The 26,718-nt window shown below is 38.3% G+C and carries 20 protein-coding genes; 18 read left to right on the top strand and 2 right to left on the bottom strand.

What is annotated here, in order from left to right:
• Positions 1-34: 34 nt before the first annotated feature.
• A complete protein-coding gene (locus OQ268_RS08650; protein ID WP_265855732.1) occupies positions 35-241 on the top strand; it encodes a hypothetical protein in 207 nt (68 codons plus the stop codon).
• Here OQ268_RS08650 and OQ268_RS08645 read toward each other — a convergent pair.
• Positions 238-633, bottom strand: coding sequence for a thiol-disulfide oxidoreductase DCC family protein (locus OQ268_RS08645; RefSeq protein ID WP_265855731.1), 396 nt, complete (start codon positions 631-633; stop codon positions 238-240). The two genes, OQ268_RS08650 and OQ268_RS08645, sit on opposite strands and share 4 nt — an antisense overlap.
• A gap of 206 nt (positions 634-839) precedes the next feature.
• Between OQ268_RS08645 and pyrR the strand changes: the two genes are divergently transcribed.
• The 17 genes from pyrR (at position 840) to OQ268_RS08560 (ending at position 25,140) form a co-directional block, all read left to right on the top strand.
• Positions 840-1,385, top strand: coding sequence for a bifunctional pyr operon transcriptional regulator/uracil phosphoribosyltransferase PyrR (pyrR, locus tag OQ268_RS08640; protein WP_265855730.1), 546 nt, complete (start codon positions 840-842; stop codon positions 1,383-1,385).
• Between the two features lie 6 nt (positions 1,386-1,391).
• Positions 1,392-2,321: an aspartate carbamoyltransferase catalytic subunit gene (locus OQ268_RS08635; protein ID WP_265855729.1), complete on the top strand. Its 930-nt coding sequence runs from the start codon at positions 1,392-1,394 to the stop codon at positions 2,319-2,321.
• Between the two features lie 377 nt (positions 2,322-2,698).
• Positions 2,699-5,722 carry a tetratricopeptide repeat protein gene (locus OQ268_RS08630; protein ID WP_265855728.1) on the top strand — a complete coding sequence of 1,008 codons (3,024 nt, stop codon included), beginning with the start codon at positions 2,699-2,701 and terminating at the stop codon, positions 5,720-5,722.
• 4 nt (positions 5,723-5,726) lie between these two features.
• A complete protein-coding gene (locus OQ268_RS08625; RefSeq protein WP_265855727.1) occupies positions 5,727-7,424 on the top strand; it encodes a TonB-dependent receptor in 1,698 nt (565 codons plus the stop codon).
• A 54-nt stretch (positions 7,425-7,478) separates the two neighbouring features.
• On the top strand, positions 7,479-9,005 hold the full coding sequence (locus OQ268_RS08620) for an SPOR domain-containing protein (protein WP_265855726.1): 1,527 nt from the start codon (positions 7,479-7,481) through the stop codon (positions 9,003-9,005).
• Positions 9,005-9,709 carry a MotA/TolQ/ExbB proton channel family protein gene (locus OQ268_RS08615; protein ID WP_265855725.1) on the top strand — a complete coding sequence of 235 codons (705 nt, stop codon included), beginning with the start codon at positions 9,005-9,007 and terminating at the stop codon, positions 9,707-9,709. The genes OQ268_RS08620 and OQ268_RS08615 overlap by 1 nt, the downstream gene beginning before the upstream one ends.
• Positions 9,709-10,110, top strand: coding sequence for an ExbD/TolR family protein (locus tag OQ268_RS08610; RefSeq protein WP_265855724.1), 402 nt, complete (start codon positions 9,709-9,711; stop codon positions 10,108-10,110). The genes OQ268_RS08615 and OQ268_RS08610 overlap by 1 nt, the downstream gene beginning before the upstream one ends.
• On the top strand, positions 10,110-10,925 hold the full coding sequence (locus OQ268_RS08605) for an energy transducer TonB (protein ID WP_265855723.1): 816 nt from the start codon (positions 10,110-10,112) through the stop codon (positions 10,923-10,925). Before OQ268_RS08610 ends, OQ268_RS08605 begins: the two co-directional genes overlap by 1 nt.
• Before the next feature lie 210 nt (positions 10,926-11,135).
• Positions 11,136-12,380, top strand: coding sequence for a bifunctional folylpolyglutamate synthase/dihydrofolate synthase (locus OQ268_RS08600; RefSeq protein WP_265855722.1), 1,245 nt, complete (start codon positions 11,136-11,138; stop codon positions 12,378-12,380).
• Between the two features lie 105 nt (positions 12,381-12,485).
• Positions 12,486-13,100 carry an RNA polymerase sigma factor gene (locus tag OQ268_RS08595; RefSeq protein ID WP_265855721.1) on the top strand — a complete coding sequence of 205 codons (615 nt, stop codon included), beginning with the start codon at positions 12,486-12,488 and terminating at the stop codon, positions 13,098-13,100.
• A gap of 82 nt (positions 13,101-13,182) precedes the next feature.
• Positions 13,183-14,190 (top strand): FecR family protein, encoded by a 1,008-nt coding sequence (locus tag OQ268_RS08590; RefSeq protein WP_265855720.1) that lies wholly within the window; start codon positions 13,183-13,185, stop codon positions 14,188-14,190.
• 87 nt (positions 14,191-14,277) lie between these two features.
• On the top strand, positions 14,278-16,809 hold the full coding sequence (locus OQ268_RS08585; protein WP_265855719.1) for a SusC/RagA family TonB-linked outer membrane protein: 2,532 nt from the start codon (positions 14,278-14,280) through the stop codon (positions 16,807-16,809).
• A gap of 72 nt (positions 16,810-16,881) precedes the next feature.
• Positions 16,882-17,481: a hypothetical protein gene (locus tag OQ268_RS08580; protein ID WP_265855718.1), complete on the top strand. Its 600-nt coding sequence runs from the start codon at positions 16,882-16,884 to the stop codon at positions 17,479-17,481.
• 10 nt (positions 17,482-17,491) lie between these two features.
• The gene (locus OQ268_RS08575; RefSeq protein WP_265855717.1) at positions 17,492-18,889 is read left to right on the top strand and encodes a RagB/SusD family nutrient uptake outer membrane protein; all 1,398 of its coding nucleotides are present in this window, start codon (positions 17,492-17,494) and stop codon (positions 18,887-18,889) included.
• Between the two features lie 17 nt (positions 18,890-18,906).
• Positions 18,907-19,794: a glycerophosphodiester phosphodiesterase family protein gene (locus OQ268_RS08570; RefSeq protein WP_265855716.1), complete on the top strand. Its 888-nt coding sequence runs from the start codon at positions 18,907-18,909 to the stop codon at positions 19,792-19,794.
• Between the two features lie 155 nt (positions 19,795-19,949).
• Entirely contained in the window at positions 19,950-21,608 is a 1,659-nt protein-coding gene (gene pafA, locus OQ268_RS08565) for an alkaline phosphatase PafA (protein WP_265855715.1), read from the top strand.
• 160 nt (positions 21,609-21,768) lie between these two features.
• Positions 21,769-25,140, top strand: coding sequence for a methylmalonyl-CoA mutase family protein (locus OQ268_RS08560; RefSeq protein WP_265855714.1), 3,372 nt, complete (start codon positions 21,769-21,771; stop codon positions 25,138-25,140).
• 127 nt (positions 25,141-25,267) lie between these two features.
• On the opposite strand, the gene OQ268_RS08555 is transcribed toward OQ268_RS08560, so the two are convergent.
• Entirely contained in the window at positions 25,268-26,248 is a 981-nt protein-coding gene (locus OQ268_RS08555) for an acyl-ACP desaturase (protein WP_265855713.1), read from the bottom strand.
• Positions 26,249-26,718: the final 470 nt, after the last annotated feature.

Below are 26,718 nucleotides of genomic sequence, written 5' to 3'. Positions count from 1 at the left end.
AAATAAATATAATATTTGCATAAAAAATAAAATTATGCGCAGAGTATTAGCAGTTATTTGCTCGTTGATTACGCTATTTGCCTTGAAAGAAACTATCAACATTTTCACCACTTCAGACCCAGAAATTGTTAAGCAGCGCAGTATTTTAATTGTTATTGCCTTAAGTATTTCCATTCCTTTGGTCATTTTAAGTTTATGGCTATGGAAACCAAAATATAAGGGAGAAGAACAGTCTGACTAAGGAAGGAATCTTTCTTTCAAATCAGGAGTAGGTAGCCAGCAGCTCTCTTGTTTTCCCCACCATCTATACCTATTCATCGCAATGATATCGTAGAACCAATCTCTAACAAATTTCGGTATAACTAGCAATACCCAAAGGATTGGCCATACACCATCTAACTTTTTTGCAACCCGCAATGCCGCAGATGATTTGGTGTACAAACAATTATCAGATATCAATACAATCGAATTGATCTCATTCGAACGCACCCCAAAATTTGGGAGAATTTCCTTTGCGTAATCGCCCTGTAGCGCAGAAAATTTAAAGACTTTTTTCTTATCATGTTTGATGGCAAATTGAACTGATGCATTGCATAGATTACAAATTCCATCAAAAAAAATTACTGGTTGCATTGCCATATCTTTGCAAATTTAAGATTTCATCGCCATAATTCTGTAGATTATCCGTCATGTTAGTGATGGTTCAATCATTGCACCCCATTTTTTTTAATAATTCATATCGGTTGTAGCATAGCCATTTAACGCATCCTAAGCGAAACTATAATGCATCTGTTTTCTTAGCTTGAAACATTTTTATATATTTGCCCAATCCTTCTTCAATGCAAAAGAAAACACTTCTTGACGGACAAAAAATTCAGATTACAATTAAGAGGCTTTGCCATCAATTAATTGAAAACCACGACGATTTCGCTAATACCGTGCTTATAGGCATCCAGCCCAGGGGGATTTTTCTGGCAGACCGCATCCACCAGGACCTTGAAGCCATTTTAAAAGACAAAAAAATTTTAAAAGGAAACCTCGATATCACATTTTTTAGGGATGATTTCAGGCGCAAAGATGGACTGGTGACCGCTAGTAGCAACTCAATAGATTTTATTATTGAAGGAAAAAAAGTGATTTTAATAGATGACGTGCTCTGGACTGGTAGAACAATAAGGGCCGCACTAGATGCACTTTTGGCTTATGGCAGACCCGAAAAAGTTGAACTTTTGGTTTTAATCGATCGTAGATTTAGCAGGCATTTACCTATTGAACCAGATTATATCGGTCAGCAGGTAGATAGCTTAAATTCGCAGCAAGTAAAAGTTACGTGGGCTAGCGAAGGAAATGAAGACAAAGTGATTTTATTATCCGAAAAACAATAATATAAAATGGCAGCAGAAAAATTATCAACCCGACATCTTTTAGGTATTAAAGATATTAACCGGAATGATATCGAATTGATCTTCGAAACTGCAGACAATTTCAAAGAGGTAATCAACAGGCCAATAAAAAAAGTTCCTTCTCTCCGGGATATTACCATCGCAAATATTTTTTTCGAAAATTCTACCCGAACCAAACTTTCCTTTGAGCTGGCAGAAAAAAGGCTCTCTGCAGATGTGGTAAACTTCGCGGCATCATCATCATCAGTAAGTAAAGGCGAAACCCTCATTGATACGGTTAACAATATCTTATCAATGAAAGTAGATATGGTGGTTATGCGACATCCATACGCTGGTGCTGGTCAGTTCTTAAGTAAACACGTTCAAGCACAAATCGTTAATGCCGGCGATGGCGCTCATGAACATCCTACCCAGGCTTTGCTAGATGCCTTTTCCATCCGTCAGAAATTAGGGGATGTTAATGGTAAGAAAGTAGTAATCGTTGGTGATATCTTACACTCAAGAGTGGCCATTTCTAACATCCTTTGTTTGCAACGCTTAGGTGCAGAAGTAATGGTTTGTGGTCCTACTACGCTAATCCCGAAACATATACACCAGTTGGGTGTAAAGGTAGAGCATAACCTTATTAAGGCATTAAATTGGTGCGACGTAGCAAACATGCTGCGCATTCAGCTAGAACGACAAGACATAAAATACTTCCCATCGCTTAGAGAATATGCCATGATGTATGGTTTAAATAAGCAAATTTTGGATAATTTGGATAAGGAAATTGTTGTGATGCATCCTGGCCCCATCAATCGTGGCGTGGAAATTACCAGTGATGTAGCAGACAGCAAGCAATCGATTATACTTGAACAAGTTGAAAACGGTGTAGCCGTTAGGATGGCAGTTTTGTATCTATTGGCGAGCCAAGGATAGTACAAACGCTAGAAAATTGCCTCTACCGTATCTTGTAGTTTCTTCGGGATAGTAGCAGAACTAATTTATTTGCCAAAGATTAAAATCAATGCTGCCTTGAGAAACTCGAGGCCAGCAAAAAAATAAACGAACCCGAGCGGCAAATTAGATAGCATGTACCTACAAATTTTCAACATTCTTAACCATTAGAATACCAAAGAAACGATCCCTTCGTTTTGGTGTTATTAACAGATGTTAATTACTTCTGTTGATAAAGCCTGATACTATTTCTAATTTAGTACCAACCATATTTGAAACCAATGCAACTTTATAGGGGAATAAAACGGCAAGTTTATCCCCGTAAATGTTTCATTACCAATGATAAGAGATATAGCATAATGAAGAAAAAATACTTATTGGTTCCGCTATTTTTGGCTGGGAGTTTTAGCACCTATGCGCAGGTAAGTGCCGTTCAAAACCTCAACAAAAACTACCAAACGGGCTTAGAATTATTAGAAAAAGAAAAATACACAGCTGCTGCTCAGCACTTTAAAATTGTAGAACAGCAACGCTATAAACCCTCTACCCAAACGGAAAGCAATGCCGAATTATCACTGCTAAAAGAAAATGCAAAATTCTACGCAGCAGTTTGTGCATTAGAGTTAACCAATAGCGATGCAGAAAGTTTATTCCAGGCATTTATACGAGATTATCCCCTAAATCCAAACACTAAATTGGCTTATTTTTATGTTGGAAAAACATATTTCGGGCAAAAGAATTACAAAAAGGCATTAGAATGGTTCGAAAAAACAGACCCTTCTACCCTATCAGGAAAACAAAGAAACGAATATCAATTTAAGCAGGGCTATGCTTATTTCGAGCTTAAAGATTACGAAAAAGCGGAACCCTTATTTGAACAGGTGAAGAAAGAAGATGGCGCTTTCCAGGAGAGTGCAACCTACTATTTCGCCTATATCAACTACCTCAATAAAGAATATAAAACGGCCCTAGCTAATTTCGAAAAATTAAAAGGTTCTCCTACCTACGAAGCAAGCTACCCATATTACATCACTTCGATGTATTATTTAGATGAGCGTTATGATGATGTAATTGAATATGCGCTTTCCTCAATTAGTAAAACTAAACAACAGTTTGAGCCAGAAATGCTAAGCTTGGTTGCAGCCTCTTATTTCGCAAAATCGGAATTCAAAAATGCCGAAAAATATTTTGCAGAATTTTATGCGAAAGATAAAAACGAGGTGAAGAACAACTTATTTATCTATCAATATGGCTACTCTTTGTTCCAGAATAAAAAGTATAAAGAATCGGTTTCGATTTTAGAGAAATTGAACACCGATGATATTTACCTCCAAAATGGTATGCATACTTTAGGTAAGGCTTTTATTCAGTTGGGAAATAAACAGAAAGCACAAAGTGCTTTCTTTAGGGCCTCTCGTTTAGATTTCGATAAGGGTATACAAGAGGAAGCCTGGTTAAGTTATGCGAAGCTGAGCTACGAACTTGAATTTCATCAGCAAGCGCTGGAAGCTACTCAGGGTTTCTTGAAAACCTTCCCAAAATCGCGAAAGCTAAATGAAGCAAAAACATTACTTGGAGAAGTTTTATTGACTACCAAAAATTACCAGGCCGCGGTAGATATTCTTGAGCCTATTCCTGATAAAAGCTTAGAGGCTAAAGAGGCCTATCAAAAAGTAACTTATTTCAGGGGTTTAGAATTTTACAATGAAAGAGCATTCCCAAATGCACTATCTATGTTTCTAAGATCAGAGAAATTTCCCGAAGACAATGAGATTAATGCGTTAAGCACCTATTGGAAAGCGGAATCGATGTATGAATTGCGCAAATTTGGAGAAGCTGTTTCTACTTTCGAGAAGTTTTTAAGAATGCCTGATGCGGACAAAACCGGGGTATATAACTTTGCGAATTATGCATTGGCATATGCTGCTTTTGAAGATGAAAAATACAGCAAATCTGCCGACTACTTCGAGAAATTCCTGGCAGGTAATGACAAAGACCAAAAAACGGTTGATGATGCAACGATCAGGCTAGCCGATTCCTATTTCGTGAACAAAAATTATGGAAATGCAATGGCTAATTACAATAAAATCATTGGCAGACATACCAGTTCGGAAGATTATGCAACTTTTCAAAAGGGAATGATTCAAGGCCTTGAAACGCAGTACGATGCTAAAATAGCCACAATGCAAAGTCTATTGGCCAAATTCCCGAATTCCAATTATGCAGATGATGCAGGCTTTGAAACCGCCTACACCTATTTTAATAAAGGAGATTTCGACAAGTCTAAATCAGATTTAGTTGATTTGGTGGTGAAATATCCGCGTAGCAGTTATGTACCGAAGGCCCTGGTAACAATTGGTTTGGTACAATATAACCAAGACCAAGATGATGTGGCTTTAGAGTCTTTCAAAAAAGTGATTCGAGATTACCCTACTGCTGATGAAGCCAAACAAGCCATGGAATCTATCAAAAATATTTATGTAGATCGCGGTGATGCTGACGGCTTTATTGCTTACGCCAATACGACCCCACTTGGAAACTATTCAAATAATGAGCAAGATAACATCGTATTTTCTGCAGCTAATAACATCTACCTAAGAGGAGACGCAAATGGTGCGTTTCAAGCTGTAAATGCGTATTTCGATAAGTTTCCAAAAGCAATACACGAGAAGGAGGCAAAGTTTATTAGGGCAGAATCGCTAGTAAAATTAGGGCGCCCGGATGAAGCTATTCCAGATTATGAATTTATTTTAAACGATTGGACGAGTGATTATACGGAACGTTCGTTGGTAAGTATCTCTCAACTTTTTCTAAATCAGAAAAAATATAACGAGGCCATAGTTTACTTAAAAAGGTTGGAAACAACTACAGATTATAAATCACATTACAGCTTTGCCATAAATAATTTGCTGAAAGCATATACTGCTTTAAATATGCCAGATGACATGTTAAAGTATGCCCAATTAACGAATTCTTCAGAAAAAGCATCCGAGGAAGAAAAAAATAGCTCGGGTTTGTTTGCCGGAAAAGCATATTTACTGAAAGGTGATACCACAGCTGCTGTTAAAGAATTTAAGACTGTGGTAGACAAAACTAAAACCGTAGCTGCTGCCGAAGCCAAATACAACCTTGCTTTAGTAGAATATAATAAAGGCGATTATAAAACATCTACCAAAACCTGTTTCGATGTCATAAACAATATGGCATCGCATGATTACTGGGTTGCAAAGGCTTTCCTCTTACTATCAGATAACTATGTTGCCCTTAAAGATAATTTGCAGGCAAAAAGTACACTTCTAAGTATAATTGATAATTACGAAGGGAAAGACGACATCATCCCAACGGCAAAAGAAAAACTAGAAAAACTAAACCAGAAGAAGTAGAAATATGAAGTCGATTAAATATATATATAGTTCATTGTTTTTTTTAGCTGCTGGATTAGGAACTGCCCAGGCCCAAGATAAAAAGCCAGAAGAAAAGGCAGTTGTAAACGAAGAGATTGAAGTGGTACGCCCTTACAAGCCTATTTTGGCAGAAGCAGTAAAATTACGAAGAAGCCCAAACCTTGATGACGTTAAAACCTATAAAGCGAAATTAAATTATAGCATCACGGATAGAAAGTTAGAGCTTAATAGCGATATTCAGAAATTACAAGCCCAGGCGTTGGCCGATGAGAAAGAAAGCATTTTAATAAATAACTATGTAAAAGGTGCTTTTGGTTCGCTAGCCACCTTGCTTGGTGAGGCTTATTTTAACACTGGTAAGGATGAGGGGCTGCAATTGGGTGGATACTTTAAACATTTTAGTCAGGAAGGAAAACTGAACAAGCAAAACAGCAGCAACCAGCAATTAAGCGTTTTTGGCAGGAGCATCTTAGAAGAGAATACCGTAAGTGGAAAAATCAACTTTGAACGGAACAGTACATACTTTTATGGCATCGACAACGCGAACCCCCAGCTAAACCCTGATCCACAAAAACAAGCTTTAACATTTCTTGAGGTTGAAGGCGAATTGGTAAAGAATTTTACCGAAGACCAAGATGCTTTAAGTTATGCGCTAAAAGCAAATGCCTATCTCTGGAGCGATAAATTCGACGCCAAAGAAAGTTACTTTACACTAAATGGTTACTTAAATAAAAGAATTAGTTCATTCAACCTTGGCCTCGCAGCATCTACAGAATTTGGAAACACGAAAGATGCACTTACCAATGTTGGAAATAACTTGCTTCGTTTAAATCCATATATCCGCTTACAAGTTAAGGGAGCTAAAGTTACTGCCGGAATTAATTTTGTACAAGAATTTGGGGCATTTAGCAGCTCTAGAATTTTTCCTGCAGTAACAGCCGATTTTACACTTGTTCCAGACTATCTTCAGGTTTTTGGAGAGATAAAGGGTGATGTAAACCGGAATACCATTAAAGGCTTTACTGATGAAAATCCTTGGCTGAATAGTAATATCCTGATCAAAAATACTGTTGAAAAATTGAGCTTTAGCGCAGGCATTAAGGGTACCGGTGGACCAGGATTTGGATATAAAGCACGTTTTTACGTAAAACAATTCGATGATATGCCATTATTCATCAACAATTTTGATGAGTTTAATAAGTTTGATGTGATTTACGATTTTGGCAAGACAAAACTAACAGGCCTTGAGGGAGAAATTTCGGTGCAGGTAAGCGATGCATTAAAATGGACTGGCAAACTTAATATTGATGATTGGAAGCCTGCACAAGAAACTTATTCGTGGTTTAAACCTGGTTTAAAAGTGAGTTCGAACTTGGTTTACACCTATAATAAAAAGTTAACGTTTAATGCTGGCGTTGTTATTCAGGATGACGTAAAGGCAAAAGTAAATATTGCCTCACCAGTAAATCCATTACAATATCTACTACCTAACCCTACTATCGAATCCATCGTGAATGTAAAAGGCTTTGTAGATTTAGGTGTGGGTGCCGATTATAGAATTAACAACAAATTTTCAGTTTTTGCAAAGGCAAACAACATCCTAAATAGCAACTATAATCGATACCTCTATTATCAGGTAAATGGTTTTAATATTTTCGGTGGACTAACGTATTCATTTTAAATAGTTTAAATTTATTATTGCGCAGGTTTAGAAAAAACGCTTAATTTTACCAGAATGGATATCTTGTTATACCTTTTTGAATTATTGCAACAGCAGAAAGAAGTAGGTCTTGTTGGCTTAGGAACTTTCTATAAAAAGAAATATCCAGGTAAATACGACAAGGAACAACAAATGTTTTTGCCTCCAGGTTTCACCTTGCAATTTAAGGCTGATGTATCTGAAGACAAGGCCTTGGCAGAATACATCGTTCAGAAAAGAAACATTTCAACCGATAGTGCGAATTATTATATCAGCCAATTTGTCGAAAAGATAAATGCCCAATTGGCTCAAGACCACGAATCGGTTTTAGAAAATATCGGAAGACTTTTTTTTACTGAACATGAAGGTTTGAGCTTTGAACCAGCAACCAGAATTAATTATGGGTCTGAGTTTTTTGGCTTGCCGGCATTAAACGACATCGGTGTTGAAGAAGCTGCTGATCGTAATGATGAAACACCAACTTATGACGAGATTGGGGAAGCGCCTATTCACCCAATTAACATTGAAAGTAAAACTACAGATGAAGCATCTGCCTTCCCTGTGATAGAAAATGTTTCTCTAGATGAAGTAGAAGATGATTTAAAGCATACCATGCAACATCTGCAAGATCAAGATGAGCAAAGTGAGGCCCCTGCATTTATCAAGGCACAACACGAAGAGCATCCTAACCGATTTGGGCACACACCGGAGAATGAACTTGATGGTGTTCAACCGGCTGTGCATGAACAAAATGATGCGCCTGATTTTATAAAAGAGCAGCATGCAGAACACCCCAACAGATTCGGACATACGCCTGAAGATGAGGTGGCTGTAAAAGCAATTAGCGATGCTCAACACTTAGAAGCACAGGTAGAACAGCCAAAAACTTACTTACATCTCGAAGACGATAAGGAACAGGTAAAACCCATCGTGCAAGCACCAGGTTTTATACAGGAGCAACATGCCGAGCATCCTAATCGTTTTGGACACGATCCCACATTGGATGAACCAGAAAATGATCAACCCAAATCGGTGTGGCCAAAAATATTATTAGCTTTTTTAGTGATATTACTAATAGCTGTGGGGATTTACTTCTTCAGCCCAAACCTTTTCAGCCCGGAAGAGGGGATTAAAAATTCACCTCAGGTGATATCAACACCCATAGACTCTGCTAAGCTTCCCGTCGATTCTGCAAAAGCTAAACAAGATTCCATTGCCAAAACTGACAGTATTTTAAAGGCTAATCAGATTACCACTGCTGTTAATGATACAAGTAAAGCCGAAGCCGCAAAGGTAAAAAATGCTAATGCAATCGGTAAACCGATGTATCATGTTATCGCAGTTTCTTACGAAACCGAAGCTGCAGCGCTAAGGTATATTCAAAAAGTAAAAAAAATCGGCTTAAATGCCACCATTGCCAAAATGGAGGGTAAAAGGAAAAAAGTAAGCATTGCCAGTTACGCCACAAAAGCTGAGGCAGAAAAACAAAAAGATATCCTGCAAAAGAGATTAAGAGGAGAAGGATTTTACGTTAAAGAAATTAAAAACAACACGCAACAATAATGATAACTTTATTAATTCAAGACACTACACAAGCATTACAAGACACGGCAAATGCGGTTAACCAGGTGTTAACACAACCCGTGCAAGAATTAACCTTCTTTGGTTTACTGATAAAAGGGGGATGGGTAATGATACCACTTGCATTTTTAGCCCTTTTGGCATTGGTCATTTTTGTAGAGCGATACCTCACCATTAAAAAAGCAACCAAGGATGAATCAAACTTGATGGGCCAGATCAGATCTTATATTCACTCGGGGAATTTGGATGGCGCCATGTCGCTACTAAGAAATAACAATTCGCCACTTTCTCGCATGTTGCAAAAAGGATTAAAACGTATTGGAAGACCAATTAAAGACATTGAAGGTGCGATTGAAAACGTTGGTAAGTTAGAGGTATCGAAGTTGGAAAAAAACATCGGTATTTTAGGTATTGTTGCGGGTATTGCACCCATGTTGGGCTTCGTAGGTACAATTGTAGGGGTAATCACAATTTTCCACCAGGTATCCATCAAAGGTGCTATCGAAATTGGAACAATCTCTGGAGGTTTATACACCAAAATGATTACTTCGGCATCTGGTTTAATAATCGGTATCATCGCTTATGTTCTGTATCATATCTTAAACATTATGGTTGAGAAGATCATCCTCAAAATGGAAACAGATGCTATTGATTTTATTGATTTATTAGAAGAACCAAGCAAATAATGAATTTACGCAAAAGAACTAAAGGAAGTGTAGAAGTACATACCTCAGCACTGAACGACATTATGTTCTTCTTGATGTTGTTCTTTTTACTAGCTTCTGCCGTTGTAAACCCTCAGGTGGTTAAATTGCTGTTGCCTCAATCATCAAGCGGGCAGCAATCTACAGCAAAAAAAGCCGTTACTGTAACTATAGATGATAAGCTTCAATATTTTGTAGATAAGAAACCAACTTCAGTAGACAATTTGCAACCTGTTATTGAAGGCTATCAACAATTGGCACCAGACTTAACCATTATACTTTATGTAGCCAAAAACGTTCCGGCAGAAAATATTATGGTTGCATACGATGTTGCGAACAAATTAAAACTTAAACTTGTTTTAGCTGTAGAGCCGAAAAAATAATGAACAATAAGGAAGAAAATAACTATCCAAAGGCCATTGCCATTTCCACAGGAATTATGGCTTTCTTGCTTGCGATTAGTTTTTTGATTGTGATTAATTCTTTCCAGCCTCCCGAAGAGCTTGGCATGGGTGGAATGGTGGTAAATTATGGTACCTCTGCCGAAGGCATGGGAGACGATTATACCAGTATTGAAGAGCCCTCTGCCGACCCAAATGCAAATGGCAAAGCACCAGATAAAGTTACTCCAGAACAGAAGGTAACGCCAAATAATGCTGTCGAATCTAGTGATAAGGAAATTCAGACTCAAAATACCGAAGATGCACTTGCCGTAAGTACCAAGCCTACTAAAGCTGTAGCTAGCACGCCTACCCCAACTACCGAAGACAAGCCAGCTGCCCCGGTGATTAACCAAAATGCGCTTTATAAGGGTAAGAAAAACACAGGGCAAGGTGGCGGAGACGGAACCGGAAGTACTGCCGGAAATCAGGGATCTGTTAATGGCGACCCATTGGCGAGTAATTATGGCGAAGGGGGTTCTGGTTTTGGAAACAAGCCTATTGAATTAAGGCGCTTTTCTAATCTTGTTATTCCAAAGGATGATGGTCAGGTTCGTGGCAAGATTGTAATTAGGATTTATTTTAACAAAGCCGGTGTAATTACAAGCGCCAGACAAGAACTTAAAGGCTCTACCACAACCGATAGCAAGTTGGTTAACAAATGTATTGAAGCTGTCTTGAATTCGACCTTAAGCAGATCAGATGTGGGCAATGAAAACCAAACCGGAACAGTAGTTTTCAACTTCAAAACAAATTAAGGTAAGGTATCAATCAATCATCCGCTTTCAGTATCCTAGGGGATGAGTCATGTATTTTAGGAATAACTGAATTTTTCTCAGTTATATAATTTGGCTATTTCCACTGTTTCTAACAAACTTTTCATTTCCATTTTTCCTTGATATCTCTTCCTGTATATTTGCAAAATGACTTACCAGCAGACGCTTGATTTTTTATATAGCAAACTGCCCATGTTTACACGCGTGGGTGCATCAGCTTTTAAAAAGGATTTAACCAATACGATCCTTTTTTGTAATGCACTAGGAAATCCGCAAGAGAAATTCAAAAGCATACACATTGCAGGCACCAATGGTAAAGGCTCAACCTCTCATATGCTTGCATCAATTTTGCAGGCACAAGGATATAAAACTGGTTTATATACCTCTCCCCACCTTACAGACTTCCGGGAACGCATTCGCATTAATGGGAAAATGATTGCGAAGAAAGAGGTAATTTCCTTTGTTGAGCACAACAAAAAGTTAATTGAAAACATATCGCCCTCTTTTTTTGAGGTAACTGTTGCCTTGGCTTTCAAACATTTTGCGAAATACAAGGTAGATATTGCTGTGATAGAAGTTGGTTTAGGTGGTAGGCTAGATTCCACAAACGTTATTACACCAGAACTTTCTGTAATAACTAATATTAGCATGGATCACACCAATATGCTTGGCAATACTATTGAGGAAATTGCTGGCGAAAAAGCAGGAATTATTAAAGAAAATGTGCCCGTAGTAATAGGCGAAACTCAAGATAAATCAGCAACAGTTTTCGAATTAAAAGCCAAGCAAATGCATTCAGAACTTGTGTTTGCTGATCAGATGCTAAGCACTCATGATACCAGCATTAGCGGTGGCCATCTTAAATTATCTGTGTACAGCCAAGGCATTCTACTATTTAAAGAATTGAAGTGCGACCTAACCGGGCTTTATCAACACAAAAATATTCTAACCGTATTACAGGCTATCTCCGTATTAAACCTTAAAACTGATTTTAAAGTTAGTAAGAAAAGTATCTATAAGGGGTTGGGCAATGTAAAGAAAAGTACAGACTTAAAGGGCAGGTGGCAAACCTTGCAGCAAAATCCGTTAGTAGTATGCGACACCGGACATAACGAGGCTGGTATTGCAGAGGTTGTTAAAAACATAAACCGCACCCCATTTACCCATTTGCATATGGTTTTTGGGATGGTAAAAGACAAGGATATCGGCAACGTGCTGTCTTTGCTGCCAAAAGAGGCGACTTATTACTTTTGTTCGCCTGATTTAGAGCGAGGATTACCAGCTGCAGAGTTGGCATTACAAGCAGGCAAATTAGGGTTAACAGGTTCAGTATACCGATCGGTAGCAGAAGCCAAAGAAAATGCTATAAAGCATGCAAAGACCACAGATTTCATTTTTATCGGTGGCAGTACTTTCGTAGTTGCTGAAGCGCTTTAGACTTAATCAATTATCAATTTGGATATCACTTTATAAAAAAAATCCCAAGTTTTACAAAATAACTGTAAGTTTGCCAAACCTTCTTCCATCCCAAAAAAGGTAAACATGTTTCTGCGAAAGCAGGACAATCATTGTGATAACTATCTAATGATCAACAATATGGATTTGGTTTCAGCCATTAAAAATGGGGATGAAGAAGCGTTCGAATTAGCCTACAAGCAATGGCGGAGTAAAGGCTATTATTATTTTTTACGTAAAACCAATTCAACTGAGGATGCAAAAGATTTGCTCCAGAGCACCTTTCTGAAGCTTTGGCTCTATCGAAAATCTCTTAACACCCAGTTCGCGTTAGACCAGCAACTATTTCATATCGCCCGGACGGTATTTATCGATTATATACGTAAGGCAAATAAACAAGATGAGCTAAAGGTAATTATTAACGATAAAATAGAACAAGATAGTTTGGAAAATTATCAGTCAATGGCGTTTGATTCCAAAAATCGAATAGATAGTATTCTGTCAACGATGCCTTCAATCAGAAAGAAAATATTCCAGTTACATAAATTAGAGGGATACAGCTATAGAGAAATTGCTGAAATATTATCCATCACTGAAAAGTCTGTAGATAACCACTTGGCAAAAGCACTGAAACAGCTTCGTAAGTACTTCGCTATTGTACTTTTGGGTCTGGCATATTTATATAAGATAACCCACTTTTGAATTAATCTTAAATAAAAAGAAAATTTGCGGAGGACTTTCAATCTATACTGCGTATTACTATTAAAACATCAATCATTTTAACATGGAGATTACCGAGGCACTTATTCAAAAATTTTTCTCAAAAAATTGTACGCCCGAAGAAGCTGCTCGAGTAAGTGCATTTTTGCAAAGCAATCCGAATGTATTAGATCAATATCTGAAGAAGACTGAATGGGATAAAGTAGAAGATAAGGGAGAATATCCAGAAGTATTTTGGGATGAAATATGGAGGAATATCCAGCGTCAGAAAAAACCATCAACAAGGTTCAGCCTTAATGTAAAATACGCAATTGCAGCATCCATGATTGCGCTATTAGGTATTTGTGGATGGCTCTACATCTCGAATGAGCGCACAGTAAGTAAACAGCAATTAGCCTATGTATCTAAAGTGGTTGAAAACAACACACTACTTACAAAGAATATATTGTTGAATGATGGTACAGAAATTCAACTCGCTCCGCAATCTCGAATAAGCTTTAAAGTGCCGTTCCAAAACAATGCCCGTAATATTGAACTTAGTGGTGAAGCCTTCTTTAAAGTTGCTAAAGATAAAACAAAGCCATTTACGGTGTATACTGATCAAATTGCAACAACCGCATTAGGAACGGCATTTAAAGTAAGTTCATACAGCAACAAAAAAAACATAAGTGTATATCTATTTGAGGGGAAAGTTGTGGTAAAGCAAAGAAATAGTGCCGATTCCAATTACTTATTACCTGGAGATAACCTCATTTTTGACAGGCAAAAGCTGTATTCAAGGGTAATGCATCGATCAAATGAGCCTTTGGTTAACAATGAGACTGAAATAGTTGCTGGACAAAACAGAAGTACGTTAGTTTTCAAAAAAGCATTACTGTCTACAGTTTTTAACGAATTGGCTATAAACTACCATACAACAATCAATTATTCCAACCAAGACCTGGAGGAACTCTACTACATAGGAACGATAAATAAAACTGATTCCTTGGAAAACATCTTAAGCAGCATTGCAAAGCTTAACGGATTAAAACTGACAAGAAACAACGACGGCGGGTATACCATAGCCAAATAAGAATCACCTTTCCACGCTTTTTAACGCATCTAAAATTGGCGTATGGAAGCGTATTGCCTAAAAACTTTTAAAACCAAATACATTTTTATGAGCATTTATTACCTAACTAAAAAGTACGGACTAACCTTTGGTCTCGTGTGCTGTTTTCAGCTATTATTTATCCAAATGGCCATTGCGCAAGGAGGAGACAATGTGAAAGGACTCGTCTCTGATGAGAAGAATCTCCCTTTACCTGGTGTTACCATCATCGCAAAAAACGTTCAAACAAATGCAAGCTCAAATGCCCAAACCGATACCCAGGGAATTTTTAAGTTTAAAATTGCTTCGGGCCAGTATATTTTTATAATTAGTTCCGTTGGTTATCAATCACAAACGCTTTCCAATTATACGGTAAAAGTTGGTGAAACCATTTCGATAACTGTCAAGCTTAAAGAAAGTGCTAATAACTTAGATCAAGTAGTGGTTATAGGTTATGGCAGTCAGCAAAAAAGACTAGTAACAGGTTCCGTGGCTAAAGTTAATGGCGCTGATCTTAATAAATTTCCCGGGGGCAATTTCGCACAACAACTTGCTGGTAAAGCTGCAGGAGTTTCAATAAATGAAGCTTCAGCACAACCAGGTACCGACCCACAAATAATTGTGAGGGGCGTAGGCACTTTAACTGCCGGCAAATCTCCGCTAATTGTTGTTGATGGCTTCCCACTAACTGAAGGAAGCTCTTTAAATTCAATTAACCCCTCTGATATCGAAACCTTGGATATATTGAAAGACCCGGCATCAGCTGCAATTTACGGGTCTAGAGCCGCAAATGGTGTTGTATTGGTAACCACCAAAAAAAGTCAGGCAGACAAAGTCAAACTATCAGTAGATGTTTTTTCTGGCATACAAAGTAGATCTGATAATTTTAAATTAATCGAAAATGCTTACGATGCTGCGCTATATTATACGGAAGCCAGAAACAACGGCTATGTAAGTTTAAATCCTGGAGTAAACCTAATAACCGATGATAGAGCTACGCGTGTATCTCGTGGGGCAGGGCTTCGCCAGTTAAATTTAAATTACATACAACCATATTTAGACAGGTTACCTAACCTAACCAATACAAACTGGCTCGATGAAATATTTCAGACAGCACCGATTAATAGTTTCAATATTTCAGCGTCTGGTGGAACTGCTAAGACAAACTACTATCTCTCTACAAATTATTTTGATCAGGATGGAATTGTGATTAATACCGGGTTAAAAAGATACAGCGGCAATTTTAAACTTGATTCAAAGATATCAGATCATTTAGATTTAGGTTTCAGTATCAATCCTTCTTATAATATACAGAACTACTTTTTAAACAATGCAAATACAGCCAATGATATTATTTCCATGGCAACGCTCATGATGCCTTTTTTCCCGGTTTATAATTCCGATGGAAGTTATGCCATTAGTCAGCAGATAAGAAGTAATACGCCCGAAGACGGTGCGCTTGGCGAAAATCCTGTTGCTTTTGCAAACATGAATACTAACTTAAGAACCATCTTCAGGAATTTTGGCAATACCTATCTCAAATACAAAATAATAGATGGTTTGACTTACAAAGCTTTATTAGGAGCTGACTATACCAATTCGAGTCAACAAAATTTCTCTCCATCAAACGTTGGTGTCTACAGAACAGCTGCTCCAAAACCCGCTACAGCATCCGAAACCGGTGCCTATGTGCTTAATTATTTGCTTGAAAATACCCTAACTTTTTCTAAAGTAATTGATAAGCACGATTTGAATATCCTGGGAGGATACTCATTTCAAAAAGAGGAAGGATCAAGCACACTAATAAATGGAACAGGAATTCCTGATGACAACATCAGCAATATTGGGGGTGCAAGCGCACATAATGTAACAAGCGAAAAATATCGCTGGGCTCAAATATCGTATTTCGGTCGCTTACAGTACGGCTTTGGGCAGAAATATCTGGCATCGCTAACGATGCGTGGTGATGGATCATCACGATTCGGACAAAATAAAAAATGGGGGTACTTCCCATCAGTAACATCAGGATGGATAATATCCAAAGAAGGCTTTTTCCCAGAAAATAAGACACTAACTTTCGCTAAACTAAGAGCTACGTGGGGTAAATCAGGTAATAATCAAATCGGAAATTATGGATCGATAGCTACCGTTACCGGTGGTGCATTAGCTAACTATGTATTTGGAAACGCATTGAGTTCTGGCTTTACCGCAACCACTACCCCAAACCCAAATCTAACTTGGGAAACGCGGTCGTCAACCAATCTTGGCTTAGATCTAACATTCTTTAATAAGTTAAACCTAACTGCAGAATACTATAATGGAACCACCAAAAACCTCCTACTAAACGTTCCGGTTCCCGAGCAGTCTGGTTTTAGCACCTCGTTGCAAAATATCGGTAAGGTGAGAAATAGTGGCTTGGAATTCGATCTATCTGGAAGTGACTTCAATCTAGGAAAAGTTAAATGGGGATTTTCAACAAACATATCTTTAAATAAAAGTGAAGTACTTGCTTTGGCGCCTGGCCAAACACAAATCATTCAGGGAAATGAAAGCAATATCATTACAAAAGTTGGTGGACCAATTGCAGAATTTTATGGATAAAATATTATTGGCATTTACAAATCAAAAGAAGACATCCTCGCAGATGGCACCAAGATTTTACCTGGAACCGTTGTGGGCGATTATAAAGTGCAGGATGTAAATAACGATGGGGTTATTAATACTAAAGATTTAATTGCGCTTGGAACCTATGCTCCAAAGTTCACTTATGGCTTTAATAGTAACTTTTCATACAAAAATTTTGACCTCAGCTTCTCTTTAATAGGTGTTCAAGGAAGAAAAATATACGATAGAATGTTATCATCCTCAGGACTTGAAGTTGGCGAAGGATTTTCTATGGCATCAGAATACTATTTTAAAAACAGGTTCGATCCGAATGACAACCCTTCAGGCTTTCTTGCTATGCCAAGCACCATCTTATCTGCTGCACGTAATGCCACTAAAGCATCAACCTACTCGATAAAAGACGCAAGCTATCTAAGGATACGAAACGTACAATTGGCGTACAATATCAGCTTTAAGACGATGGAAAAGCTACATATCAGCTCAGCAAGAATTTATCTTACAGCGAATAACCTGGCCACCTTTACAAAATACCAAGGCTTGAACCCTGATGCAACAACTGTTGATAATAATGTACTAACCAGTGGTCAAGCTAGCTCTAACTATCCATCTGCACGCTCTTTTGTTTTAGGATTTAACTTAACCTTTTAATGTTTGCAAAATGAAAAAATTAATATACATCGCCTTCCTTGCATCTTTAGCTATATCATGCAAAAAGCAGTTGGAACAATATCCATTATCAAGTAAAAATTTAAGTACATTTCTAACAGCACAACCCGAGGCCGAAGAGTACATTACTTCAGTTTATGGATCGCTTCAATCAAACGGACTTTATGGACTGTACATGCCTGCAGTTGGAGAGGTACCGTCCGACAACAGTTATGAGGAAGTTGCCGGGAACGACAGTGGGATCTATAGCGATTTAGATATGTTCAAAACAGTTCCGGTAAATGGTCTTATTTCAGATATATGGACAAATTCATACCAAGCCATTCAAAAAACCAATGTAGTACTCGCTCGCATCAACAATATTACTTACAGCGTAGCCGCTACAAAAAATGCCAGAATCGGTGAAATGAAATTTATTAGGGCATTAATATATTTTAACCTAGTAAGGATTTATGGAGCAGTACCTCTTGTTACTACTGAAACTACTGATCCCAATTTGTATTTTGGTCAACAAAGATCATCAGTAAATGATGTATATACCTTAATTAAACAAGATTTAAATGAGGCTATAACGATGTTGCCAGCTGCAACTACCCAGCCAGGAAGAGTAGTAAAAACAGCGGCGCAAACATTGCTTGGTAAAGTGTTTCTTACACTGAATGAATATCAAAATGCCGAAACTCAATTACAGGCTGTGATCTCATCTAATGTTCACAGTCTTCAACCAATAGTTTCAACCGTCTTCCCTATCGCGAACGAAAATAACAAAGAGATAATTTTTGCTGTTCAGTTTGCATCTGGTATCAATGGTAATACAGAAGGAAGTACTATGCAGCAACAATTTAGCCCCTCTGGTACTATTGCTAATGCAAAAGGCCATAATTTACCTACTAAGAGTCTTTACAATTTATTTTCGAGTAACGACGCAAGAAAGGGAGTATACATTGCCCAAACGAATGCAGGTACTCCGTTTTGCAATAAATGGACTAGAAATACAGCTGTTCCAGCGGATGGAGGAAGTGACTATCCTGTGTTGAGGTATGCCGATGTACTGCTGATGCAGGCAGAAGTTGAAAATGAACTGAATAAAACGACTGAAGCGCTGTCATTCTTAAATCAGGTTCGAACCAGAGCAGGCTTAAGTAATACTAGTGCCAATACCCAAGTAGATATTCGGGCTGCCATTGAATTAGAGCGTAGATTAGAGCTAGTGGGCGAAGGCCATAGGTGGTTTGATTTACTACGCACCGGCAAGGCAATAACAACAATGAATCAGTGGTTTGTCGATAATAATATTCCTGTATCGATCGGCCAAAAGAACCTGTTAATGCCAATCCCCCAAAAACAAATTGATACCGACCCCATATTAAGTCAAAACCCTGGTTACTAATTGATAAAACCTAAGAAATGATAAAGAAAATTTTATATATCTCATGTGCATTATCAGTTTTATCAAGTACTGTATTTTGCCAAGTAAGACTCGATTCATCTATCATCAATAGCAAAGTATTGGTTGCAGCACACAGAGGCGACTGGCGAAATGCTCCCGAAAACTCTTTGAAAGCATTTGATAACGCCACTAAATTAGGGGTAGATATTATTGAGTTAGATTTAGCTTTGACAAAGGATAGTGTTGTTATCGTCATGCATGATCAATCCATTGATAGAACAACAAATGGAACGGGTAGTCCATCGCAATACTCGCTTCAGGAAATAAAGAAATTTTATTTGAAGAGTGGGCACGGACAGCTAACCATGCACAAAATACCTACGCTAGAAGAAGCCTTACAATTATTAAAAGGAAGGGTCTGGATAAATTTAGATAAGAGCTATCCATATTTTCGTGAAGCTTATAAAGTTTTAGTTGCAACCGGGACATTGAACCAATGTATTTTCAAATCAAGCGAAAACTACAAGACTGTGAAAAACAAATATGGAGATCTGCTTGATAAGATAATCTATATGCCAGTGGTAAGGGGAAGTAATCCAGATGCCTTAAAAGATATATTGGAATACAACACCAGGCTAAAACCATACGCATTCGAATTAGTTGCATTTGATTCAAATTCAGACATTCTAAACAGAACTAATGAGATCACTTCCAGTGGATCGAAAATATGGATAAATGCGCTATGGCCTTCACTTAATGATGGTCATGATGATGACAGAGCCGTAGAGATGAACCAACCTGATCAATCGTGGGGCTGGTTAATTGCTCATGGGGCAACTATTATTCAAACAGATAGACCAAAAGAGCTAATTCAATACCTAAGAGAAAAAGGTTTACATCGCTAAAGTTAAATAGAAACTAACAATGTACTAACTTATTTTGATTGTATATCGATCTTATCTCTCCACTCATTTTATTAGATATTGTTTTTAAATCTTTACACAAACTTTCAGATTTGTTTATCTAAAAGTTACTACTTTAGTCTTATAACTGAAAAAGCATGAAGAAAATACCTTTTTTACTCCTCTCTCTATCTATTATCACCGGCTCGTACACTTATGCACAATCAAAAAAGACACCAACAACGCAAGTTAGAGCATTTCCCGCTGAGGTTGCAAGACCGAAATTAGTTGTAGGTTTGGTTGTAGATCAAATGAGATGGGATTACCTGTACAGGTTTTATAACAGATATACCAATGGAGGTTTCAAAAGATTAGTAAACGAAGGCTTTTCTGTAGAAAATACATTTATCCCATACACACCTACATATACCGCTTGTGGGCATACGTGTATTTACACTGGCTCAGTGCCTGCAATCCATGGCATTATTGGTAACGACTGGTACGATCCGGAAACCAAAAAAAACATGTATTGTACTGAGGATACTTCAGTAGTAACTGTAGGCAGCACGCCATCATCAGAGGGGAACATGTCGCCAAAGAATATGCTTACTAATACCATAACAGACGAGTTACGCCTGGCTACTAATTTCAGGGGTAAGGTAATTGGAATATCTTTGAAAGATAGAGGGTCTATTTTACCAGCAGGCCATTCTGCAAATGCAGCTTATTGGTATCAGGGAAGTACAGGAAACTGGATTACAAGCTCCTACTACATGAATGAGGTGCCAACCTGGATAGCCGATTACAATAAGCTAAAGCTGGCGAATAAATTTTATGCTAAAAATTGGGAAACCCTCTACCCCATTAACACTTACGTTAACAGTTCTTCAGACGAAAAAGCTTATGAAGGCAAAAACAGCACCTTTCCACATAGCCTTGCCCAATTCGTAGATAAAAATTTCGATGCTATCAGAAGCACCCCGTTTGGCAACACCATCACTTTAGATTTAGCAAAATTGGCCATTCTTTCTGAAGATTTAGGTAAAGATAATATCACCGACTTCCTTGCGGTAAGTTGTTCATCAACAGATTATGTAGGTCACCAGTATGGCCCCAACTCAATTGAAGCTGAAGATACCTACCTTCGTTTAGATAAGGACATTGCCTCTTTTTTCGATTACCTGGATAAACAGGTTGGTAAAGGAAATTATACGGTTTTCTTAACTGCAGATCATGGAGCCGCACATGTTCCAGGCTTCATGGCAGAGAATAAACTCCCAGCTGGTGTAGTTAGTGATCGAGACATTACTCTTAAATTGAACGGCTTTTTGAATGAAAAATTCAAAGTCAACAATGTTGTTTTAAAATCGATGAATAATCAAATTATTTTTGATCACGATAAAACCGACAACATGAACATTAGCTTCGATGTAATTAAATCTGCATCGATAGCTTTCTTAAAAAAAATGGACGGTTTTGCCAATGTGGTTGATATCTCGTCAATATCGTTAAGCACGCTTCCAGAAATACAGAAAAAAATGATAACCAATGGATATAATGCCAGGAGAAGTGGCGACTTATATTATATTCTAAATCCCAACTGGTTTAATGGTGGAAGCACGGGCACAACACATGGGAACTGGAATCCTTACGATGCTCATATACCTTTGGTATTTATGGGCTGGGGAATAAAGCCTGGCGCAACTAATAAAACGCACTATATGACTGATATCGCCCCAACAGTTGCGGCACTACTTCATATTCAAATGCCCAACGGTACAGTTGGAGAGCCCATAACAGAGGTAATCAATAAATAACACTAAAACCATCCAAAATCTGGATGGTTTTTTGTTTTGTAATGGCATCAATACTATTAAAACGTTACTAATACCAAGTATTTACTACATTTGCAGTACCAAATATATCTTGGCTCAAGCACTGCAAAATCAAATTTTGTAATGCTCTAAATTCTTTAGCATGCAACCAGTAGAAATATATAAACCAAAAAATAAAATTCGTTTTGTAACTGCAGCCTCACTTTTCGATGGTCACGATGCAACCATCAATATCATGCGGAGAATCTTGCAATCTTCGGGAGCCGAGGTAATTCATCTTGGTCACAACAGATCAGTAGACGAAGTAGTGAACTGCGCTATTCAAGAAGATGTACAGGGAATTGCAATGACATCTTATCAAGGCGGCCACATTGAATATTTTAAGTACATGTATGATTTGCTTCAAGAACGTGGGGCTACGCACATCAAAATATTTGCTGGTGGTGGTGGTGTTATACTACCTTCAGAAATTGAAGAACTAGAGGCATATGGCATCTCAAAAATTTACTCGCCAGACGATGGCCGTAAGATGGGTTTGCAGGGAATGATCAACGACATGCTGGTGAAAACAGATTTCATCACCAAAGCCAATATCACAAACGAGCTAGAAACCATCCCAAATAAAGACGTAAAAGCAATTGCTGGAGCCATTACTGTTGCAGAAAACGACCCAGAGGCTGCACAAAATTTCGTTGATCAACTTAAAACCCTATCTAAGAATAACAGTGCACCAATCTTAGGCATTACTGGTACAGGTGGAGCTGGTAAATCATCATTGGTTGATGAGTTGGTTCGCCGATTCCTTGTGGAAGTTAAAGATAAAACCTTAGCGATAATATCCGTTGATCCGTCTAAAAGAAAAACAGGCGGAGCCCTGCTTGGCGATAGAATCAGGATGAACGCAATTAACAATCCTCGTGTTTACATGCGTTCGCTTGCTACGAGGCAAGCTAACCTGGCACTATCTAAAAATGTTCAGGAGAGTATCGACATTTGCAAAGCAGCAGGTTACGATTTAATTATTGTAGAAACTTCTGGCATAGGCCAGTCTGATACAGAAATTACCGAACACTGTGATGTTTCGCTTTATGTCATGACTCCTGAATTTGGCGCTGCAACACAGCTCGAAAAGATTGACATGCTAGATTTTGCAGATCTCGTAGCCATCAATAAATTTGATAAAAGAGGGGCTTTAGATGCATTACGCGATGTAAGGAAACAATACAAAAGAAATCATAATATTTTTGATGCCAAGGATGATGACATTCCAGTTCATGGCACCATGGCTTCGCAGTTTAACGATCCGGGAATGAACAACCTGTTCGTGGCGCTGATGAGGAAGATAAAAGAAAAAACCGGTACCGATTTTAATGCAAAAATGGAACTCACCTCAGATCAGTCTGAGAAAGTTTACATCATTCCACCAGATAGAATCAGATACTTGGCAGAAATAGCAGAATCAAGTCAGGCCTACACCGAATGGGTTACAAAGCAGTCATCCATTGCCCGCAAAATGTACCAACTTAAAGGTGTAATAGATCTCGCTCAAGATCACCAGTCATTATCATTAGGAAGTGGGCTGGAAGAGGCATACACTTATTTCGAAGAACAATTAGATGGAGATTGCAGGCGTTTACTGCGCCAGTGGCCAGAAACAAAAAAGGCCTACAAAGATGCCTTTTTTATTTATAAAGTTAGAGATAAAGAAATCAAACAGCCATTATATTACGAATCCCTTTCCAAACTCCAAATCCCAAAGGTATCGCTTCCACGTTATCAAGATTGGGGCGACATTCTACATTGGCTACTTACCGAAAATTTACCCGGAGAGTTTCCTTATGCAGCGGGAGTTTTCCCTTTAAAACGAGATGGGGAAGATCCAACAAGAATGTTTGCTGGCGAAGGTGGACCAGAAAGAACCAACAAACGTTTTCATTATGTTTCACTTGGTCAACCTGCACATCGCCTTTCAACTGCATTTGATTCCGTTACCCTATATGGTGAAGATCCACACATTCGCCCAGATATTTATGGAAAAATTGGTAACTCCGGCGTAAGTATTGCCACGCTTGATGATGCCAAAAAACTCTATTCAGGATTCGACCTTTGCGCTCCTTCTACATCTGTTTCGATGACAATCAACGGGCCTGCGCCCATGTTGCTTGGCTTTTTCATGAATGCAGCAATCGATCAGCAATGCGAAAAGTACATTATCGAAAATGGACTCGAAGAGGAAGTAAAGGCAACCATCAGAAAAATATACGATTCAAAAAACATGCCTCAACCAGCCTATAATGGCAATCTGCCAGAAGGGAATAATGGTCTTGGGCTGATGCTTTTGGGCGTAACTGGCGATCAGGTATTGCCTCAAGAAACTTACCTTGCAATCAAGGCCAAAGCAATTAGTGCCGTACGTGGCACGGTTCAAGCCGATATTTTAAAAGAAGATCAGGCACAAAACACATGCATTTTTTCAACAGAGTTTGCTTTGAGAATGATGGGCGACATCCAAAAGTATTTCATAGATGAAAAAGTACGTAACTTCTACTCCGTATCCATCTCTGGTTATCATATTGCCGAGGCAGGTGCCAATCCGATATCACAGCTCGCTTTTACCCTTAGTAATGGTTTTACCTTTGTAGAATATTATCTAAGTAGAGGGATGAATATAGACGATTTTGCCCCTAACCTATCGTTTTTCTTTTCTAATGGTATCGATCCAGAATATGCCGTAATCGGACGCGTGGCTCGCAGAATCTGGGCTAAAGCCATTAAGAACAAATATAAAGGTAACGATCGTTCCCAGAAATTGAAGTATCATATTCAAACATCAGGAAGATCTCTACATGCGCAAGAGATAGATTTTAACGACATCAGAACCACATTGCAGGCACTTTATGCCATCTATGATAATTGTAATTCGTTACACACCAATGCTTACGATGAAGCGATTACAACCCCGACAGAAGAATCCGTAAGGCGTGCAATGGCGATACAGCTAATTATTAATAGGGAATTAGGGCTTGCAAAGAACGAAAATCCACTGCAAGGTGCATTTATAATCGAAGAATTAACCGATCTGGTAGAAGAAGCGGTGTTGGCAGAATTTAAACGAATTAACGACCGTGGTGGTGTATTAGGTGCCATGGAAACCATGTACCAGCGTGGCAAAATTCAAGAAGAAAGCTTGCACTATGAAATGCTGAAACATACGGGTGAGTATCCAATCGTCGGTGTAAATACTTTCCTTAATAAAAACGGATCGCCTACAATCGTACCAGGTGAAGTAATCAGAGCCACAGAAGATGAAAAGCAATATCAAATTAGTCAACTGGCCAAGTTCCAAGAGCGAAACACAGATGTAGCCCAAAACTTAATTAAGCAATTACAAAAGTCTGCAGTAGCAGGCGATAATATATTTGAGCAACTGATGGAGGTTTGCAAAGTTTGTAGTCTAGGGCAAATTAGTAATGCCCTTTACGAAGTTGGCGGCCAATACAGAAGAAATATGTAGCCTGTACAGTCTTATTATTGAAGCAAAGATAACCAGACAAGTTCATTAACGTCGGCAACAAAAATGCCCCCAAAAGCTAAACACTTTGTGGGGGCATTTCAGTTTTATATCTGTACCAAAATCTTTACTAGCCAGCTATCCAGGTAAATTTATAATCAATGGTTGGGTTTTTCATGCGTTCAGCCACCCTTAGTAACCGAGATGGTAAGGCCATAATATAATCACGAGCTTTCTCACCTGCATCATTTAAGTCCTGCATCCCCTCAATCTTCCAATCTATAATAAGTTGTTGCATAATATCTACATAATCAATAGCCGTGTAAACGCCTAAACGTTGTGCAGCATCGGTAAAGTGGCCAAAAGTTTGTCCAATCTTTAAACCAACCTCACGCAAAAAATGAGCAGGCATTACAATTTTTTTACGCATCATATCTTCAAAAGCAAGCATGGCCTCATTCGGGTCTACTTCGAAAATACGATTCATAAAATCTTTATAAGCTTTGGCGTGTCTGGCTTCATCAGAAGCAATAACACCACACATTTTCGATAGCAAAGTATCGCCATCTTTCTTTGCCAAAGAAGCCACCCTTCTGTGCGAAATATTAGTCGCCATCTCCTGAAAAGAGGTGTAAATAAAGTTACGATAGGGATCATGTCCGGTGCCGATATCAAAACCATCAGCAATTAAATATTGCGTAGAGATTTCCATCTGGCGCATATCTACCCTTCCAGATAAATACAAATACTTATTCAGTAAATCACCATGGCGGTTTTCTTCTGCGGTCCAATGTCTGTTCCATTTCATCCAACCACCATCTTCTTTCATACTCGGCCCTTGCACCATGGCAAGCCAAGATTCATAAGTTGGCAAAGCCTCTTCAGTAATCGTATCACCAATCAAAACAGCTACCAAATCGTACGATAAGTCCCTTGCATTTTCTCTAAGTGCTCTTATATCTTGGTAAAATGTTTCACTCGTAGAATCAGGAAGGAAATCAGATGGCTGCCAATTGGTATCTATAGGTTTAAGATAGGTATCCATCATCTCCAGCATATACTTTTCAATATGCACCATTACTTCCCTTCTTTTATCTGCAAAAAAACTCATTACTTGTATTTATATATTAGTCAACAACAAAGATAACCAAATAATATTGCAAAAGTTCTTATAATAACATATTTAGGTATCAATCACATTAAGAGTTAGCCAATATACCTCTTAAATATGTTGTAGGGCAAGTTCAATGCCATGTATGTTAGGTTCGGTCCCGCTGTACCTCCAATCTTTTTGCGGGCGGTGTTGCCAGCGGATTGGGCATGCCACAAAAAGTATTTCCTTCCCATCGGGCCTAGATGGCAGGGCCAGTAAAGGTATGTACGGAGTAGCGAAAGTTTAAACAAGTACCCCCATGTATTTATAGTTTCAGTATGTATGCTTAAGCGCCAATTTTATGTTGTATAATTTGAGCCATCTACTTTGCACTTTGAACCTTGAACTTTGAACTTTTCACTTTCCACTTTCAACTTTCAACTCTGAACTTTCAACTTTCAACTTTCAATCCCTTGCAGAATGCTATT

The sequence above is a fragment of the Pedobacter sandarakinus genome, assembly GCF_026240095.1.
GTDB lineage: Bacteria > Bacteroidota > Bacteroidia > Sphingobacteriales > Sphingobacteriaceae > Pedobacter > Pedobacter sandarakinus.
Note: the sequence above shows the minus strand (reverse complement) of the source record. Positions and strands in the feature narration are given on the sequence as shown.

Coding starts and splice junctions, on each gene's coding strand:
- OQ268_RS08630 (WP_265855728.1), top strand. CDS start 2,699: ATGAAGAAAAAATACTTATTGGTTCCGCTATTTTTGGCTGGGAGTTTT.
- OQ268_RS08645 (WP_265855731.1), bottom strand. CDS start 633: ATGCAACCAGTAATTTTTTTTGATGGAATTTGTAATCTATGCAATGCA.
- OQ268_RS08570 (WP_265855716.1), top strand. CDS start 18,907: ATGATAAAGAAAATTTTATATATCTCATGTGCATTATCAGTTTTATCA.
- OQ268_RS08595 (WP_265855721.1), top strand. CDS start 12,486: ATGTTTCTGCGAAAGCAGGACAATCATTGTGATAACTATCTAATGATC.
- OQ268_RS08625 (WP_265855727.1), top strand. CDS start 5,727: ATGAAGTCGATTAAATATATATATAGTTCATTGTTTTTTTTAGCTGCT.
- OQ268_RS08560 (WP_265855714.1), top strand. CDS start 21,769: ATGCAACCAGTAGAAATATATAAACCAAAAAATAAAATTCGTTTTGTA.
- OQ268_RS08590 (WP_265855720.1), top strand. CDS start 13,183: ATGGAGATTACCGAGGCACTTATTCAAAAATTTTTCTCAAAAAATTGT.
- OQ268_RS08575 (WP_265855717.1), top strand. CDS start 17,492: ATGAAAAAATTAATATACATCGCCTTCCTTGCATCTTTAGCTATATCA.
- OQ268_RS08585 (WP_265855719.1), top strand. CDS start 14,278: ATGAGCATTTATTACCTAACTAAAAAGTACGGACTAACCTTTGGTCTC.
- pafA (WP_265855715.1), top strand. CDS start 19,950: ATGAAGAAAATACCTTTTTTACTCCTCTCTCTATCTATTATCACCGGC.
- OQ268_RS08605 (WP_265855723.1), top strand. CDS start 10,110: ATGAACAATAAGGAAGAAAATAACTATCCAAAGGCCATTGCCATTTCC.
- OQ268_RS08610 (WP_265855724.1), top strand. CDS start 9,709: ATGAATTTACGCAAAAGAACTAAAGGAAGTGTAGAAGTACATACCTCA.
- OQ268_RS08650 (WP_265855732.1), top strand. CDS start 35: ATGCGCAGAGTATTAGCAGTTATTTGCTCGTTGATTACGCTATTTGCC.
- OQ268_RS08635 (WP_265855729.1), top strand. CDS start 1,392: ATGGCAGCAGAAAAATTATCAACCCGACATCTTTTAGGTATTAAAGAT.
- OQ268_RS08615 (WP_265855725.1), top strand. CDS start 9,005: ATGATAACTTTATTAATTCAAGACACTACACAAGCATTACAAGACACG.
- pyrR (WP_265855730.1), top strand. CDS start 840: ATGCAAAAGAAAACACTTCTTGACGGACAAAAAATTCAGATTACAATT.
- OQ268_RS08555 (WP_265855713.1), bottom strand. CDS start 26,248: ATGAGTTTTTTTGCAGATAAAAGAAGGGAAGTAATGGTGCATATTGAA.
- OQ268_RS08600 (WP_265855722.1), top strand. CDS start 11,136: ATGTTTACACGCGTGGGTGCATCAGCTTTTAAAAAGGATTTAACCAAT.
- OQ268_RS08620 (WP_265855726.1), top strand. CDS start 7,479: ATGGATATCTTGTTATACCTTTTTGAATTATTGCAACAGCAGAAAGAA.